A 17,174-nucleotide genomic window follows, 5' to 3' on the forward strand; every position below is an offset into this window, starting at 1 on the left:
TATGACTGAGCAGAATATAAATAAAGAACCCAAAATTACACTTTTAGGCGCCGGTCCTGGAGATCCGGACTTGTTAACCTTAAAGGGAGTAAAGGCTTTGCAAGCTGCAGATGTTGTGCTTTACGATGCCTTAACCAATGAAGCATTACTAGAACATGCACCGCAATCAGCCATTAAGGTTTATGTAGGTAAACGTTCCGGAGAACATTCGTATCCACAGGATACCATTAACAAATTAATGATCGACTATGCCTTAAACTACGGACATGTAGTCCGTTTAAAAGGAGGTGATCCGTTTGTGTTTGGCAGGGGCTATGAAGAATTAGATTACGCAGCCTCTTACAGCATTCCGGTAAGTGTTATTCCAGGTATCTCCAGCTCTATTGGTGTGCCGGGCTTACAACAGATTCCGGTAACACACCGTGGTTTAAGCGAAAGTTTCTGGGTAATTACCGGTACAACAACCTCCGGAGAAGTATCAAATGATATCTATCAGGCAGCACATTCCAATGCTACAGTTGTAGTGCTAATGGGATTGAAAAAGCTAGATCGTATTGTAGAAATTTTTAAAACTGCAGGGAAAAGAAATTTACCGGCAGCTGTAATACAAAATGGTTCTTCAGAAGAAGAAAAATTAATCATATCTACTGTAGAAAATATCCGGAAAGAAGTGATTCAGGAAAATATTAAAGCACCAGCTTTGTTAATTTTCGGAGAAGTAGTTTCTTTACATCCATCATTTAAGAACATCGTTAAACAATATGCAACAATCGCCTAATCCAGATAACAACGCAATCGTTTTCTCAGAAGAAGAAAAAGGTAATCAGCTATTTCCGGTTTTTGTAAAACTGAATAAGCTACGTACGTTGTTAATTGGAGCAGGAAATATTGGTTTAGAGAAGTTAACGGCTATTATTTCCAATAGTCACCAGGCACAAATTACCATTGTTGCCGAAATTATTTCTCCGGAGGTTTACAGGCTTATCGCCGATTATCCTCGCATAAAAGTGAAACAGAAAAGCTTTGATGTTACTGATCTTCAGGATATCGATATCGTTTTTGCTGCCACTAACAATAATATTTTAAATGAAGAAATAAGAGCTGTAACCCACGAAAAAGGCTTGTTAATAAACGTTGCAGATAAACCTGATCTTTGTGATTTTTATTTAGGCTCTATCGTTCAGAAAGGAGACCTTAAAATTGCAATCTCTACAAACGGTAAATCGCCAACCATCGCCAAACGATTAAAACAAATTTTAAATGAAGGATTACCGGCAGAGCTGGATGCAACCCTTCAAAATATGAGCGCCCTTCGCCAAACTTTAAATGGCGATTTTTCTGCGAAAGTAAAAAAACTCAACAAAGTAACCGAAAGTCTCGTTAACCCTAAAAAAAGCTTTGTTGAGGCTAATATTAAATGGCTGATCTGGTTAGTTGCAGTATTATTTATTGCAACTGTAGGCATTACACTGTGGAATACAGAACCGGAGTTTCAAACATTCTTCATTAATATAGACCCATTATTTTATTGGTTCTTAGGGGCTGGATTTGTATTTGCCATGGTAGACGGAGCCATTGGCATGTCATATGGTGTAACCTCTGCCTCTTTTTCTTTGGCTATGGGATTACCACCTGCATCAGCCAGTATGGCGATCCACATTTCAGAAGTAATGAGCAATGGTATTGCAGGATGGATGCACTACCGTATGGGAAATGTAAACTGGAAGCTTTTTAAGATTTTGATAATTCCTGCCATAATTGGCGCTGTTCTTGGCGCATATATTTTATCCTCTTTAGAACATTATAGCGCTTATGTGAAACCTGTTGTAGCCGTTTATACTTTGTTTTTAGGCGGGATTATCTTAATGAAGGCCTTTAATATCAAAAGAAAGAAAGCTGAACATAAAATTAAAAAAATAGGTTTTCTCGGTTTCGTTGGCGGGTTTATTGATGCCGCTTTTGGAGGAGGATGGGGATCAATCGTATTGTCAAGTTTAATTGCTGGAGGCAGACATCCACTTTTCTCCTTAGGCACAGTGAAAATTAGCCGGTTCTTTATCGCAACATTAAGTTCACTTACTTTTTTTACCATGTTGGGTGGAAAATACTGGGAGGCCGTTATTGGTTTAATTATTGGTAGTGCACTGGCTTCTCCTATTGCAGCAAAAGTATCTAACAAAATTTCTGCAAAAACCATTATGGTAGCTGTAGGGGTAATTGTAATGGCGGTGAGTTTGAGAAGTGTGATTCTGTTTATATTGAAATTATTTTAAGTGATGGCGAATTTAGAAGAGATAAAAAACGAACTTAAAGGTTTAGATGTAGTAGGGAAATTGAAGCTACTGGCAGAGAAATATGCCGATAGCATTATCTTTTCAACCAGTTTTGGATGGGAAGATCAGGCCATTACACATTTAATCTTTGCCAATAATATTCCGATAAAGGTGTTTACATTGGAAACCGGAAGGCTGTTTCCCGAAACCTATTATGTGTGGAACAGAACTTTAGAAATTTATAATAAACCCATTCATGCCTACTATCCTAACAATGAGCTATTACAGGATATGGTAAATGCTAAGGGGCCGAATAGCTTCTATGAGTCGGTAGAAAACAGAAAAGAATGTTGTTACATTCGCAAGATTGAGCCTTTAAAAAGAGCTTTAAATGGTAATAAAATCTGGATTACCGGCATTAGAGCAGAACAAAGCCCGAACCGTGAAGATATGCGTGATTTAGAATGGGATGAAGGAAACCAACTGGTTAAATTCCATCCAATTTTTGATTGGACACTGGATGACGTTAAAAATTATATTAAAGAAAATAATATCGTTTATAACACTTTACACGATAAGGGTTTCCCCAGTATTGGATGTGCTCCTTGTACCCGTGCAGTGAGGCCAGGAGAAGATTTCAGAGCCGGAAGATGGTGGTGGGAAGACCAGAGTAAAAAGGAATGCGGTTTGCATGCTACTGAAGCTAAAGCAGAAGGCTGAAAGACTTAAGCTGAAGGTTGTCTTCAATAAAAGCATTGAGCAATTAGACAATTGGTCAGTTCAACAATCAACACTTAATCGGTTTTAGACAGTTAAGCAATTAAACAGTTTAACAATTAAGCACTAATAAACATTAACACAACAAATAAATATAACATGCTAAATCAGAAGATTGGATAGGGAATGTAATTCACATTCAATCATTCAACACTTTGGCATTAAATTGCAACATTACGAAATGAGTACATATAATTTTGATTACTTAGACGAGCTGGAAGCTGAAGCGATTCACATTTTACGTGAAGTGGCGGGGCAGTTTGAAAAGCCGGCTTTGCTATTTTCTGGCGGTAAAGATTCTATTACCTTAGTGCGTTTGGCAGAAAAGGCCTTCCGTCCCGGTAAATTTCCTTTCCCTTTAGTTCACATTGATACGGGTCATAATTTTGAAGAAACCATCGACTATAGAGATAGAATGGTAGAACGAATTGGTGAAAGATTGATCATTGGCTCTGTTCAGGAATCAATAGACCAGGGTAAGGTGGTTGAACAAAAAGGTAAAAACGCAAGTAGAAATGCTTTACAAACGGTTACTTTATTAGATACCATTGCCCAGTATCAATTCGATGCCTGCATAGGTGGAGCACGTAGAGATGAAGAAAAAGCCAGAGCAAAAGAACGTATTTTTTCTGTTCGTGATGAATTTGGCCAGTGGGATCCTAAACGTCAGCGCCCGGAATTATGGAACATCTATAACGGTAAAATCCATAAAGGTGAGAATGTTCGGGTTTTCCCAATCAGTAACTGGACAGAATTAGATGTTTGGAATTATATTCGGAGAGAGAAAATCGAGCTTCCAAGCATATACTTCTCTCATCAGCGTGATTGTATTACCAGAAATGGACAGTTAATGGCTGCTTCACCGTTTTTAAATATGGATGATGAAGATATTGTGCTGAGCAAAAAAGTAAGGTTCAGAACCGTAGGTGATATGTCTTGTACAGCAGCAGTAGAATCAGAAGCAGATCTTATTGATGATATTATTGAGGAAATCAGTGCCTCTAAAATTTCAGAACGTGGCGCACGCATGGACGATAAAGTTTCTGAAGCTGCTATGGAGGATAGGAAAAAAGGAGGATATTTTTAGTCTTGAGTCAGGAGTCTTTAGTCTTGAGTCAATTCATTCATTCAAACCTCATTCATTCAATCATTTTTAAACATGAACATATTAAAATTTTTCACAGCGGGCAGTGTAGATGACGGTAAAAGTACACTCATTGGCCGTTTGTTATACGATACAGATTCTATTTTAGCCGATCAGTTAGAAGCTTTACAAAGTTCTAACCGGAAAAACGATGATGGTACAATTGACTTGGCCATTTTAACTGATGGTTTGCGCGCGGAGCGTGAACAAGGAATTACCATTGATGTTGCTTACAAATATTTCCAAACAGATAAACGTAAATTTATTATCGCTGATACCCCTGGTCATATTCAATACACCAGAAATATGGTTACAGGCGCATCTACTGCGAATTTGGCCATCATCCTTATCGATGCCAGAAATGGGGTAGTAGAACAAACCATTCGCCATTCCTATTTAGTTTCTTTATTGGGAATTAAACACATTGTGGTTTGTGTAAATAAAATGGATATGGTTGATTACAGCGAAACTGTATTTAATGCCATCCAGGAAAAATACAAGAGCTTAGCACAACAGCTAAAATTACAGGATGTAACTTATATTCCGGTAAGTGCATTAAAAGGCGATAATATTGTTCAGCCTTCAGAACGCATGGACTGGTATGATGGTGAAAGCCTGTTACACTTTTTGGAAAAAGTAGATACCGACCATCTGGATGAATCTCAGCAAGCCAGAATGCCTGTACAATGGGTTATTCGTCCGCAAACAGACGAGTTGCACGATTATCGTGGATATGCTGGAAGGGTATTGAGCGGGACTTTCAAAGTAAACGATAAGGTAACCGTTTTACCTTCGGGTGCCAGCTCCACAATTGAGAAAATTGAGTTTTTTGATCAGGCACCAAATGAAGCTCATGCAGGCCAATCAGTTACCATTCATTTAACGGATGATGTTGACATTAGCCGTGGCGATACCATTGTTAATGCATCTGCTTTACCTCAGGAGTCTAAATTAATCGAAGCTGATTTATGCTGGATGGATACCCGTGCATTGGATACTTCAATCATGTACCTCATCCAACACAATAGCAAAATCACCAAGACAAAAATTAGTGAGATTCTTCACAAGGTAGATATAAATACTTTAGAGAAACATGCTGCAGATGAATTTAAATTAAACGATATTGGCAGAGTAATATTAAAAACAGCCGATGCATTGGCTTTCGATCTTTATGATGAGAACCGAAGCAACGGTTCTGCAATTCTGGTTGATAGTCGCACAAACCTAACGGTTGGAGCACTTATGTTCAGGGCTGTAGTAGAATAAGTAAACCACAACCAAATATAATGAAGCCTTTTCTCCCAAAAGGGATAGAGGGTAATGAGTAAAGCAGGATATCTACGGATGCCTGCTTTTTTCTTTATTGAGCTTCTGAGCTATTATTTCCAGGCTTGAGCTACTTTTTATATCTTCGTTATCATCATTTATATCTAATCTAAAACAAAAGCATGCACGCCGGAAAACGATATTCCCTATATGAATTTATACGCTGGACAAGAAGAGATATTTATCGGTTAACCATACTGGCGATTATCCCAACCGTACTGTACCATTATTTTAAGCTCACCTTTCTATCCATTTCCTGGGTTCCAATTGCACTACTGGGAACGGCTATATCTTTTATCATTGGCTTTAAAAATAATGCAAGTTATTCGCGACTATGGGAGGCAAGACAAATTTACGGGGGAATAATCAATTCCAGTCGCGCGTTTGGAGTAATGATCAGAGATTTTCTGGCTTCAACAAATAGAAAAGAGGATATAGCCCCCATTTTCTATCGACACTTTGCCTGGCTTACTGCATTGAGATTTCAATTAAGAGAGCCACGTGTTTGGGAAAATATGACTGAAGCTTCGAATGTTGAATATGCCAGGCTTTATCATATCGCAGAACGAACAGATAAATTGGAAGAAGTATTAACCCAATACTTAACTGAAGAAGAATTGCTGTACATTCTGAAGAAGAAAAACAAAGCCACACAGATTATGGCTCTGCAATCAGCTCACATCAATAAACTGGTAGCTGAAGGAACCTTATCCGAACTGCATCTACAGCAATTACAAGGCGCAATTACTGCATTTTATGATCATCAGGGCAGAGCCGAAAGGATTAAGAATTTTCCATATCCACGAAACTTTTCTTCTATCGCAACGATCATGCTAAATCTTTTTGTAGTACTGGTACCTTATGGATTACTGAATGAATTTAATAAATTAGGGAATGGGACATTAATTGAAGGATACTCTATATGGTTGAATATTCCCTTTGCAATTTTACTTACCTGGGTTTTTGATACCTTAGATACGGTAGGAGAGAGTTCCGCTAATCCTTTCGAGGGAAGTTCTAATGATGTTCCCATTACCAATATCTCCAGAACAATCGAAATTGATATGAGAGATATGCTGGATGAGGAGAATCTACCCCAGGTAATAGCTCCTGAAAACAGTATATTGATGTAATTGTTATATTATGGAAAGTGTTATATTTTTTCATCCTTATTGTATCTTATATTGAAACATTTATCCTAAAAAATTGAACCATGAAAAGAAATCTCCTTTACCTAGCCATTGCATCTCTTCCATTCGCTGTGGCTTGTAATCAATCTGAAAAAAAAGCTGATGCTGCGGCTAAAAAAGATTCAATATTAAATACGGCATGCTATCAGGCAGGCTTTGAAAAAGACAGTGCCAGTTTAACAGTGAATACCCTGTCATCTGGAAAAGTAACGGGTACTCTAGTGGTTAATTATGGAAGTAAGCCAAAAAACGATGGTGTAATCAATGGTAAATTCAGTGGTGATACCTTATTGGTTGATTATCAGTTTAAAACAGGTAAAGATTCCGTTCGGGTGTATACCAACCCACTGGCTTTTCTAAAAAAAGATGGTAAGTTAATTATGGGCGTTGGACAGATTGAAACCACACTAGGCAGGTCTTACTTTGTTAAGGGTAAACCGATAAATTACGAAGTAGGAAAATTTATATTCCTGGAGGCTGCCTGTAAGTAGCGTACCATATATTTTATTTCCGGGGATAGATTGAAGGTCTATCTCCTTTTTCAATACCATCTAAGCCTGTCTTTTATTTCTATCTTTCAACACAAAGTAATCTGCTGAGTTAAGCGCATAATTGTGTTTACACACAACCATTCTCTATTCTTTTAACTATTAACACGGGCAAGCCTATTGCCCACCCGCAATAGTAGGAACACCTTAGCGGTTTTGACACCTTTGGTATACACCCTTCTATTCACTATTCTCCATTTTCTATTCCTATTAGGCTTTAAAGTCCCTTTTTTAAGGATTAACTGTCTTATTGTCAATAGTTTGAAATAAAATAAAATTATTTTAAAATAAATTACTACAATTTCTATAGACTTTATATATTTGTATTATTAACGAATGTGAAAAGGAGCATATATTTTTGTTATGATTTTAAATAAAGTAGAAAAAGCCAACATTGAACCGAAGATCACTTTAATAGGAGCTGGTCCTGGTGACCCTGATTTGTTCAGTTTAAAAGGGGTGAAAGCATTAAAAACAGCAGATGTTGTTTTGTATGATGCTAACGTTAATGAGGCTTTACTATGTCATGCTCCCGACGGTATTCCAAAAGTATATGTGGGTAAACGCAGCGACAATGAATCGTTTTCTCAGGATGCAGTTAATAAATTAATTATTGATTATGCCTTAAACTATGGTCACGTAGTGAGGTTAAAAAGCGGCGATCCTTTCTTTTTTGCCAAAGGTTACGAAGAAATTGATGCGGCAGAATCCTACAGCATTCCAACAGAAATTATTCCAGGTATTTCCAGTGCTACTGGTGCACCAAGCTTACAGAAAATCCCAATGATCTATAAAGATCTAAGCGAAAGTTTCTGGGCAGTTACAGGCACCAATAGTAAAGGAGAGATTTCTGAAGATCTTTATATCGCAGCTAAAACTAAGGCAACTATTGTTGTTTTAAATGGTATTGAAAAAGTGCGCGAGATTGCAGCCATTTTCCAGGCAGAAAATAAAGGTTTGCTTCCTGTGGCAGTAATTCAAAATGGCTCTTCGCCAAACGAGAAGATTGCTGTGGGTACGGTAGAGACTATTGCAGAAGTTGTTGAAGATAAAAAAATACAGGCACCTGCGCTTTTGGTTTTTGGAGATGTAGTTTCGTTACATCCTCAATTCCAGCCCATCCGCGATTTCTATGAAACTATCGCCAATGAGTACTAATTAATTTCGTAACTGAAATCATATATTTGTTTTGTTGTAAAACCGCCGGTGAAAGCCAGGCGGTTTTTTTATTACATAAGTTTTGCATACTGCCCGTTAATAATAAGCCTGATGGAAACGGCAGCCGCCGATCTGAAAATCTTACAAGGCAAGGATTTTCGGCGCTACAGTGTACAGCAGGACTGAGTCTGCTATCTGCACAAAACGCTAACTTTCTGATAATCAAAATTGAATTAAAGGATTAGTCATAAATGATATCGAAAGGCGTATAGGCTTAAATTACAACATAAAAATAAATCGTCCTTTATTTGCAAAGAACAAAACAATTAGTAACTTAAGGGGGTTATCTACACCAAATATTCAATGGAAATAATACATATAAGTGCCGAGTGTTACCCCGTTGCAAAAGTTGGTGGTTTAGCAGATGTAGTGGGGGCCTTACCAAAGTATCAGAATAAATTAGGCCACATCGCAAAGGTGGTTGTACCAGCCTATGATACAAAGTTTGTCCGCGAAAGTGAATTCGAGGTAACTTACGATGCCTGGGCAAATTACGGCAATAATCATTTTCAATACCGCATATTAAAAGAAAAGACCAATAAATTAGGATTTGATTTGTATGTTATTCATATACAAGGATTAACAGATCGTCCAAATGTTTATGGTTATCATGATGATACCGAAAGATTTATTGCTTTTCAGATCGCTACATTAGATTGGATTGCGCAGTGGGAACATCGTCCTGATGTCATTCATTGTCATGATCATCACACTGGGCTTGTTCCGTTTATGCTCAGCAATTGTATTAAATATCATCCGATCAGCAGCGTGCCAACGGTACTCACCATTCATAATGCGCAATATCAGGGGCAATTTGGCTGGAATAAGCTCTATTACCTACCTGCTTTTGATCTATGGAAGGCTGGATTGTTAGAATGGGATAAAGATATTAATCCATTGGCTTCTGCCATTAAATGTGCATGGCGGGTAACTACGGTATCGCCAAGTTATTTAGAAGAGATGATGCACAATGCCCGTGGTTTGGAAAGTTTGCTTAGACAGGAACGCGGAAAGTGTGTGGGGATTTTAAATGGAATTGACGCAGAGGTTTGGAATCCGGAAACAGATCCTATGCTGGGAACAAAGTACAACCTGAAAACCCTGGAAGCGGGGAAAGCAGCAAATAAAACCGCGCTTTGTAATGTTTTTGGATTGGACGCTTCTAAACCCCTGTTCACTTTTATTGGAAGGTTGGTGGATGAAAAAGGTGCTGATATTTTGCCCGATATTTTTTACACCGCTTTACAACAACATAGTGAAGAAATCAATATATTGGTTTTAGGTTCTGGCGATCCATGGGTTGAAGGCAGGTTAAACCAACTGAAAGATATTTTTAGTCAGCAGTACAATGCCTATATTGGTTACAATGAGCAGGTTTCACATGAGATTTATGCCGGTGCAGATTTCCTGCTTATGCCTTCGAGGGTAGAGCCTTGCGGTTTAAACCAGCTATACGCACTACGTTATGGCACGATACCAATCGTTCGAAGGGTTGGGGGCTTAAAAGATACGGTAATTGATATTGGCGATGATGGTTTTGGAATATGTCATGACCAAACCAGTATATGGGATGTTACACATGCCATTAACAGAGCGATTGAATTTTATCATGATAAAAAGAAATTTAAAGCGGTGCGCAAAACAATGATGAAGATTGACCACTCGTGGGATCGGGCAGCGTTAAATTATATAGAACTATACCAAAAATTAAATTAAGCTTAACATGACTGACAAAGTTTTAGGCGTTATCCTTGGCGGTGGCCAGGGCTCTAGATTATCGCCGTTAACCCAAACACGTTCGAAACCTGCAGTTCCGATTGCAGGTAAATACCGTCTTGTAGACATTCCGATTTCCAACTGTCTAAACTCTGGTATTCATCGAATGTTTGTGTTAACCCAGTTCAATTCGGCATCCCTAAACAAACACATTAAAAACACGTATCATTTTAGCCATTTTAGTAAGGCTTTTGTTGATATTCTGGCGGCTGAACAAACTGTGCAAAACTCAGGTTGGTTTCAGGGTACTGCAGATGCCGTTAGGCAATGTATGCACCACATTGTTTCGCATGAATTTGATTACATCTTAATTCTTTCTGGCGATCAACTTTACCAGATGGATTTTAAAGATATGATCGAAAGACATATCGAATCTAATGCAGAAATTACCATCGCAACCATTCCGGTAACCGGGAAAGAAGCTACAGATTTTGGTATTTTAAAAGCTGATGAAGAAAATATGATCACCTCTTTCATCGAGAAACCTAAAACAGGGCTCGAAGATTGGGTTTCAGATACCGGTGAAGAAATGCAGGCAGAAGGACGTAACTTCCTGGCTTCTATGGGTATTTATGTGTTTAACAGACAGTATTTAATTAATATTTTAAATGATAATCCTGATGAGAAGGATTTTGGTAAGGAAATATTACCTAGAGCTATCGCTTCCAGCCGTGTATTAAGTTTTCAATATGAAGGCTATTGGACAGATATTGGTAATATTTCTTCGTTCTTTGAAGCCAATCTTGGCCTTACAGATGAAATACCGAAGTTTAATATGTTTGATAGCAACCATACGATCTTTACCCGATCAAGGATGCTTCCCCCATCTAAAATTTCAGGGACAACTTTAGAAAGAACGATCATTGCAGAAGGTTGTATTATTCAGGCAAGCAGGGTAGAACATGCTGTTTTAGGTATCAGATCCAGAATTGGTCGGGAAACTGTGATTACTAATGCCTACATTATGGGGAGCGATCGTTATCAAACACTGGAAGAAATCCAATCTGAAACGGAAGCAGGAAATTCACTGATTGGTATCGGGGATAGGTGCCACATCAATAATGCAATCATCGATAAAAACTGTCGCATTGGAAATGATGTTACCATTAATGGTGGACCGCATTTAGAAGATGGAGATTTTGAACTCTATGCTGTAAAAGATGGTATTGTGGTCATTAAAAAAGGCGTTGCACTCCCAAGCGGAACGGTAATTTAAGTACATTTATTTATCAATATAACAGGCCAGCCTAGCTTTTGCTAAGCTGGCTTTTTTATTTTAATAGGGAAATTAAAAGTTTTTTAATGATTTACCACAAAAGTTTAAAGCTCATATCTTATGCGCAGTGGCACTCTGGATAGGTATTCCTGAAATCTTCTCCAACATTTTTGGCTTAAGCTTGTTAATTCATAAACACATTTTGATTTATGGCCGATAAACACCTTTATGAAACTGGAATAATTGGAAATTGCGCTTTTTTAGCTCATGTTAATAAAAATACGGATCTTTCCTGGCTATGTTGGCCTCGTTTTGATAGTCCCTTTGTTTTTGGAAGTTTACTGGATAAAAAGAAAGGTGGTGAGTTTTCTATTTTACCCGATGGAGAATTTTCTTCTCACCAATACTACGTGGAGAATACCAATGTTTTACGAACAGAAATAACCGCAGAAGATGGAAAATATAGAATAACCGATTTTGCCCCCAGGTTTCACCTGTATGAGCGTTATTTTAAACCCTTAATGCTGATCAGAAAAATAGAACCCCTGGAAGGTAATCCAAGAATAAAAGTCAAATGCGCTCCGGTTTGTGATTATGGTCAGGGAAAGATGCGATCGGTGATGGGAAGTAACCATATCGATTATATTGGCTGCGACGAAAACATCAGATTGAGCACCAACGCATCTATAAACTATATCATGGATGGAAAACCCTTTGTGCTCAATGATACAAAATACCTGGTTTTAACTTATGGATATAACCTGGAAGCGCCAATTGTGAGTACTTCTGAGAATTTTTTAAGGGAAACCATTGCTTATTGGCGTTTGTGGATTAAACATTCATCCATTGCAGGTTTCTATCAGCCCTTCGTAATCCGCTCAGCTTTAGTGCTTAAAATCCATCAGTATGAAGATACCGGAGCTATTATTGCAGCAAGTACAACGAGCTTGCCTGAATCACCCGGAAGTACGCGTAACTGGGATTACCGATACTGTTGGCTGCGCGATTCATTCTATGTACTCACTTCCTTAAATCACATCGGGCATTTCGAAGAAATGGAAAAGTATTTTAACTACATCTCTGATATTTCTTTTGCTGAAGATACCCGTTACCAGCCATTATACGGAATTGGAGGTGAGCGGGACATTACTGAAATTATATTAACACACTTAGACGGATATCTTGGAGAGCAACCCATCCGCATCGGGAACCAGGCCTATGAGCATATCCAAAATGATATTTACGGGCAGGTACTCATTTCCATGTTGCCTTTATATACCGATCATCGTTTTGTTTTTTCAGAGAGAAGCGACTCTGTAAAATGGATAGAAGGTGTTTTATCTAAAATTGAAAGAACAATCGATGAGAAGGATGCGGGCATCTGGGAGTTCCGGAATATTGCCAATGTGCATTGCTACAGTAATTTGTTTCAGTGGGCAGGTGCACAGGCTGCACTTAAAATGGCAAAAACCATAGGGAATAAGGATTTTGAACAGCGCGCTCAGGTACTTATTGATAAAGCTTCTGCACATATTGAAGCGTGTTATGATCCTGAACGAAAAGTATATACAAATGCTGTAGGAAGCAAACATTTAGATGCAAGCACCCTTCAGCTCATCGTAATGAATTATCTAGATCCCGCATCTGACCGTGCAAAAGATCATTTAAAAGGACTGGAGGCGGAGTTGAAAACAGAAGATGGTTTATTTTACAGATACCTGCACGCAGATGATTTTGGTAAGCCTAAAACAACTTTCTTAATTTGTGCATTTTGGTATGTTGAGGCTTTAGCCTGTGTAGGAAGAACAGAAGATGCCATTAAAGAGTTTGAGAATATAATTAAATATTGTAATCACTTGTTGTTATTTAGCGAAGATGTGGATGCTAAGACAGGTAGCCAGTGGGGCAATTTCCCGCAAGCTTATAGCCACGTAGGCCTGATGAATGCAGCTTATCGAATAGCTATTAAATTAGATAGACCAGTGTTTTTATAAAAATATGGCTGCTGTGTTGATTTTTAACACAGCAGCCATGTTCTGTTAGTTTAAAATTTTAGTGTTTTTTGCCTGTACCTCTTCACTCACCAAACTCCTTAGTAATTTCCTTACCTCTTTGTAATCATTCAGGTAATACTTCGCTTCCGAAATGTTATTTCCTACTTTTACCGTTACGGCAGTATCCGGCAGAGCCCTGAAAATATCTTCATCTGTGTGGTCGTCTCCTAATGCCATAATAAAATCCGGATGTTTATCATAGAGCCAGTTAAGCGCTGCCTTACCTTTATTCACTTCCATATTCTTAAATTCAATTACCTTATTTCCAGGCATTAGTTGAAGCCCTTTGTCGGCGGCCAGGATTTTCAAATGACTAACAATTTCATTAGCTCTCAATTCTCCCAATCCTTCTTCTGCTTTGCGGTAATGCCAAACCAGCGAATAGCTTTTTTCTTCGATAAAAGATCCCGGTGTCCGGTCTGTGTAAGTTTCCAGTAATGTACGTATTTCCTGTTTCCATTGATCTGTTAATAAAGGGAGGCAGTTCCATTTATCTCCATGTGTTTTTTGCCAGGCGCCATGCTCAGCAATAAGATCTACTTTTAAATGCCCGAACCACTTTTCGAGCGTTTCATTTCTTCTTCCGCTAATAATAACTACTGTATTAGCCGGATCCTGAGTTAATTTTTCAATAATCTCATAAAGTTCATCATCCGGAGAAGCATCGTCAATATTTCCTGTAAAACCTACCAGCGTACCATCATAATCAAGAAAAAGTGTTCGATTACTTGCATGTGAGTATTTTGAGGCAATAATTTCATTGATGTTATTTACAGCATGTTTAGTAAGCAAGGATTTCTGTGTGTCTTTCACTTCGTTTAATCTGAGGATAAAATTTTGTACCCAATGTTTTACATTAAATTTTTCTACAATGTTTCGCATGGCTTTCATACGGCGATGCTGCTCTTCTAAAGGCATATTTAAAGCCACTAAAATCGCTTCCATAATGTCGCCCAGATTATTCGGGTTTACCACAATTGCATCTGTTAACTCCTTTGATGCCCCGGCCATTTCACTTAAAATAAGTACGCCATCATTTTGATTTCTACTGGCAACATATTCCTTACTCACCAGGTTCATACCATCGCGCATTGGAGTGACGAGGCAGATGTCAGCAGTTGAATAGAGTGCAGACAATACTTCAATGGGGAAGGAGCGGTAAAAGTAATTGATTGGAATCCAGTTGATTGATCTGTATTTGGCATTAATGTTACCTACAAGCTGATCTATTTGTTCCTTTAAATCCCGGTATTGCGGAACAGTATCCCGTGAAGGCACTACAATCATATAGAGTTCAATTTTACCAATGTATTCCGGATGTAGTTGCAACAGCAGCTCCAATGCTCTTAATCTTTCTAAAATTCCCTTGCTGTAATCTAATCTGTCTATAGATAAAATAAATTTCATTTTATCTTTCCCGGATTTGAAATAATCAATTTCTTTCTGAACTTCAGGCGTGGCTGTTAATCCGGAAAATTTATTAAAGTCAATTCCCATTGGGAACGCTTCTACCACAATTTGCCGATCTCCTTTACTTAGCATATTCGCAGTAGAATTAACCGGAAGAAGGCGGGTAGCGGTACTGATAAAATGCCTAACATCGTCATAGGTATGAAAACCAATAAGATCAGCACCAATTAAACCATTTAAAAGTTCTTTACGCCAGGGGATGAGCCTGAAGATCTCGTAAGATGGAAATGGAATATGTTGAAAAAAGCCAATGGTAGCCGAAAGCTGATGCTTTCTTAGCAAACAGGGTAAGAGTAAGAGCTGGTAATCCTGTATCCATATTTTATCATTTCTCTGGATAATCTTTAATGCAGTCTGAGCAAATTTTTCATTCACCGATTTGTAGCTATCCCAGTAACTTTGTTCATAGTGTGCATAAGTGACTAAATAATGAAAAACCGGCCACAATATTTCGTTCGAAAAACCTTCGTAATATAAATTGATTTCATCCTGTGTAAGAAAAACAGGGTAAAGATTAAGTTCAGCCAGTTTATGAATTACTTCTTCCTGCCGGTGTTCAGGTACCTCTATTCCGGGCCAACCCACCCAAATAGAATTACCATTTTTATAAACATCACCTAGTCCGGTAGCAAGGCCACCTTCACTCGGAATAAAAGTATATTCATTGTTTTCTTCAATAATTTTAACGGGTAGTCTGTTCGATATTATAACTGTTTTCATGCTTGTATCTGATGTATCCACATCAATAAAAGCCTTTAGAACCTATTTTGTTTGGATTTTTTGGATTTTACAACATTCAAATGATTAATTGTAGGTAAATAATATGGAAAAGGTGGTCATCTTATTAGGCTGAGAAGTTACTTCTATACTGCCACGGTGCATTTTCATAATGTTTCTGCTAATGGTAAGTCCGATACCTGATCCATTTGTGCGGGTTGTATAAAATGGGACAAATATTTTATCGAGATCATCGGCCGGAATTCCTTTTCCATTATCCGTCACATCAATATATACCTTGTTATTTTCCATACGGTATCCTATTTTAATATATGCCTTGTCTAGACCTTCAACTGCATAAATGCTATTGGTAATTAAATTTATAAGTACTTGTTCAATTAATTTCATATCTAACTGTACTGTTATACGAGAGGAAGTTTGTTCTACTTCTAATGTAATATTCCTCCCAGATGCAAAAGGTTGCATCAGAACTTTAATGTGTTTTAAAATTTCGCCTATGGTGTGCTTATCGAACCTGGGCGTAGGAAGCTCAGCAATGAGGCGATAATCTTTTACAAAATCAAGAAGCCCGGCAGATCTCCTTTTTATGGTTTGCAAAGCGGTTTTCAAATCTTCCATTTCTTCTTTTTCTAAATTGTCCTTATCATTTACCATGCTATTAATGGTATCGGATAGCGAACTAATTGGAGTAATGGAGTTTAAAATTTCATGGGAAATCACACCAATCAGTCTATTCCAGGCTTCTGTTTCTTTTTGTTCTATTTCATCTTTAATGTTTTGGAAACTAATAACGGTGTAGTTTCTATTATAAAGATTCAACGGGATCACCTCTGTAGAAAGTTGGATGAGTTTATCCTGTATTTTTAATTCAAGAAATCTTTTACCTCCGTTTGAAATCTGGAGTACTTCACGAGCAAAGCTGGGCAGGTGCTTACTTACCCGATGCCAATACTTATATGCGGGAATACCCAGCAAGTTAGAAGCGGCCAAATTAAAGAAAGCTATTTCATCTCTTTCTGCTGTTTCAGAAAGTTTGTTGTTAACCACAATTACCCCAACCGGAACTTGCTCCAAAATGGTTTTGATTAGCTGGAACATCGCTTCTTGTTCTAATTTGATTTGCTTGTGTACCAGTAAAATATCATCAAATGATTCATAAAGCTCAGGGAAACTACCTTTTGTTACTTTATTTTGAAAATTTAGTGTATGATCGCGGGTTTTTACTGCCAGGATAAACCGGTTAATATCTGACCTGAGCTCATTGATGTAGGCGTATAAAGATACCACTGCACCAATCAATATCAAAGATACCCCCATAATGGTAAACCACAGTTGGGTATTCCGAATCAGGTAAAAGAGTAAGAATGCCAGTAGATTTATAATCAGTAGCTTGGATATTAAGCGAAAGGTAAAGCGTTTGTAAAACATAATTTCGGTTAAAGCT

13 protein-coding genes are annotated in these 17,174 nt (G+C 37.9%); 11 read left to right on the plus strand and 2 right to left on the minus strand.

Annotated elements, in window-relative coordinates; all coding sequences use genetic code 11:
* The first annotated feature begins 1 nt into the window (after position 1).
* The 11 genes from cobA (ACQY77_RS20805) (at position 2) to ACQY77_RS20855 (ending at position 13,462) form a co-directional block, all read left to right on the plus strand.
* Positions 2-778 (plus strand): uroporphyrinogen-III C-methyltransferase, encoded by a 777-nt coding sequence (cobA, locus tag ACQY77_RS20805; RefSeq protein WP_421940397.1) that lies wholly within the window; start codon positions 2-4, stop codon positions 776-778.
* A complete protein-coding gene (locus ACQY77_RS20810) occupies positions 762-2,273 on the plus strand; it encodes a TSUP family transporter (protein WP_421940396.1) in 1,512 nt (503 codons plus the stop codon). The genes cobA (ACQY77_RS20805) and ACQY77_RS20810 overlap by 17 nt, the downstream gene beginning before the upstream one ends.
* A 3-nt stretch (positions 2,274-2,276) precedes the next feature.
* The gene (locus ACQY77_RS20815) at positions 2,277-2,993 is read left to right on the plus strand and encodes a phosphoadenylyl-sulfate reductase (protein WP_421940395.1); all 717 of its coding nucleotides are present in this window, start codon (positions 2,277-2,279) and stop codon (positions 2,991-2,993) included.
* Between the two features lie 238 nt (positions 2,994-3,231).
* The gene (gene cysD, locus ACQY77_RS20820) at positions 3,232-4,137 is read left to right on the plus strand and encodes a sulfate adenylyltransferase subunit CysD (protein ID WP_421940394.1); all 906 of its coding nucleotides are present in this window, start codon (positions 3,232-3,234) and stop codon (positions 4,135-4,137) included.
* A gap of 72 nt (positions 4,138-4,209) precedes the next feature.
* Entirely contained in the window at positions 4,210-5,460 is a 1,251-nt protein-coding gene (locus ACQY77_RS20825; protein ID WP_421940393.1) for a sulfate adenylyltransferase subunit 1, read from the plus strand.
* A 182-nt stretch (positions 5,461-5,642) separates the two neighbouring features.
* Positions 5,643-6,653: a bestrophin family protein gene (locus tag ACQY77_RS20830; RefSeq protein ID WP_421940392.1), complete on the plus strand. Its 1,011-nt coding sequence runs from the start codon at positions 5,643-5,645 to the stop codon at positions 6,651-6,653.
* Positions 6,654-6,733: 80 nt separating this feature from the next.
* On the plus strand, positions 6,734-7,201 hold the full coding sequence (locus ACQY77_RS20835) for a hypothetical protein (RefSeq protein WP_421940391.1): 468 nt from the start codon (positions 6,734-6,736) through the stop codon (positions 7,199-7,201).
* A gap of 420 nt (positions 7,202-7,621) precedes the next feature.
* Positions 7,622-8,416: a uroporphyrinogen-III C-methyltransferase gene (gene cobA / locus ACQY77_RS20840; RefSeq protein ID WP_421940390.1), complete on the plus strand. Its 795-nt coding sequence runs from the start codon at positions 7,622-7,624 to the stop codon at positions 8,414-8,416.
* A gap of 363 nt (positions 8,417-8,779) precedes the next feature.
* Positions 8,780-10,192, plus strand: a complete 1,413-nt coding sequence (locus ACQY77_RS20845; RefSeq protein ID WP_421940389.1) for a glycogen synthase — start codon at positions 8,780-8,782, stop codon at positions 10,190-10,192.
* Between the two features lie 7 nt (positions 10,193-10,199).
* On the plus strand, positions 10,200-11,468 hold the full coding sequence (locus ACQY77_RS20850) for a glucose-1-phosphate adenylyltransferase (protein ID WP_421940388.1): 1,269 nt from the start codon (positions 10,200-10,202) through the stop codon (positions 11,466-11,468).
* A 209-nt stretch (positions 11,469-11,677) separates the two neighbouring features.
* A complete protein-coding gene (locus ACQY77_RS20855) occupies positions 11,678-13,462 on the plus strand; it encodes a glycoside hydrolase family 15 protein (protein WP_421940387.1) in 1,785 nt (594 codons plus the stop codon).
* A 45-nt stretch (positions 13,463-13,507) separates the two neighbouring features.
* Here the strand turns inward: ACQY77_RS20855 and ACQY77_RS20860 are convergent, their stop codons facing one another.
* Together ACQY77_RS20860 and ACQY77_RS20865 are read right to left on the minus strand one after the other, a co-directional pair.
* The gene (locus ACQY77_RS20860; RefSeq protein WP_421940386.1) at positions 13,508-15,712 is read right to left on the minus strand and encodes a bifunctional alpha,alpha-trehalose-phosphate synthase (UDP-forming)/trehalose-phosphatase; all 2,205 of its coding nucleotides are present in this window, start codon (positions 15,710-15,712) and stop codon (positions 13,508-13,510) included.
* Between the two features lie 84 nt (positions 15,713-15,796).
* Positions 15,797-17,158, minus strand: a complete 1,362-nt coding sequence (locus ACQY77_RS20865; RefSeq protein WP_421940385.1) for a sensor histidine kinase — start codon at positions 17,156-17,158, stop codon at positions 15,797-15,799.
* Positions 17,159-17,174: the final 16 nt, after the last annotated feature.

The sequence above is a fragment of the Pedobacter sp. genome (assembly GCF_965279535.1).
Taxonomy (GTDB): domain Bacteria; phylum Bacteroidota; class Bacteroidia; order Sphingobacteriales; family Sphingobacteriaceae; genus Pedobacter.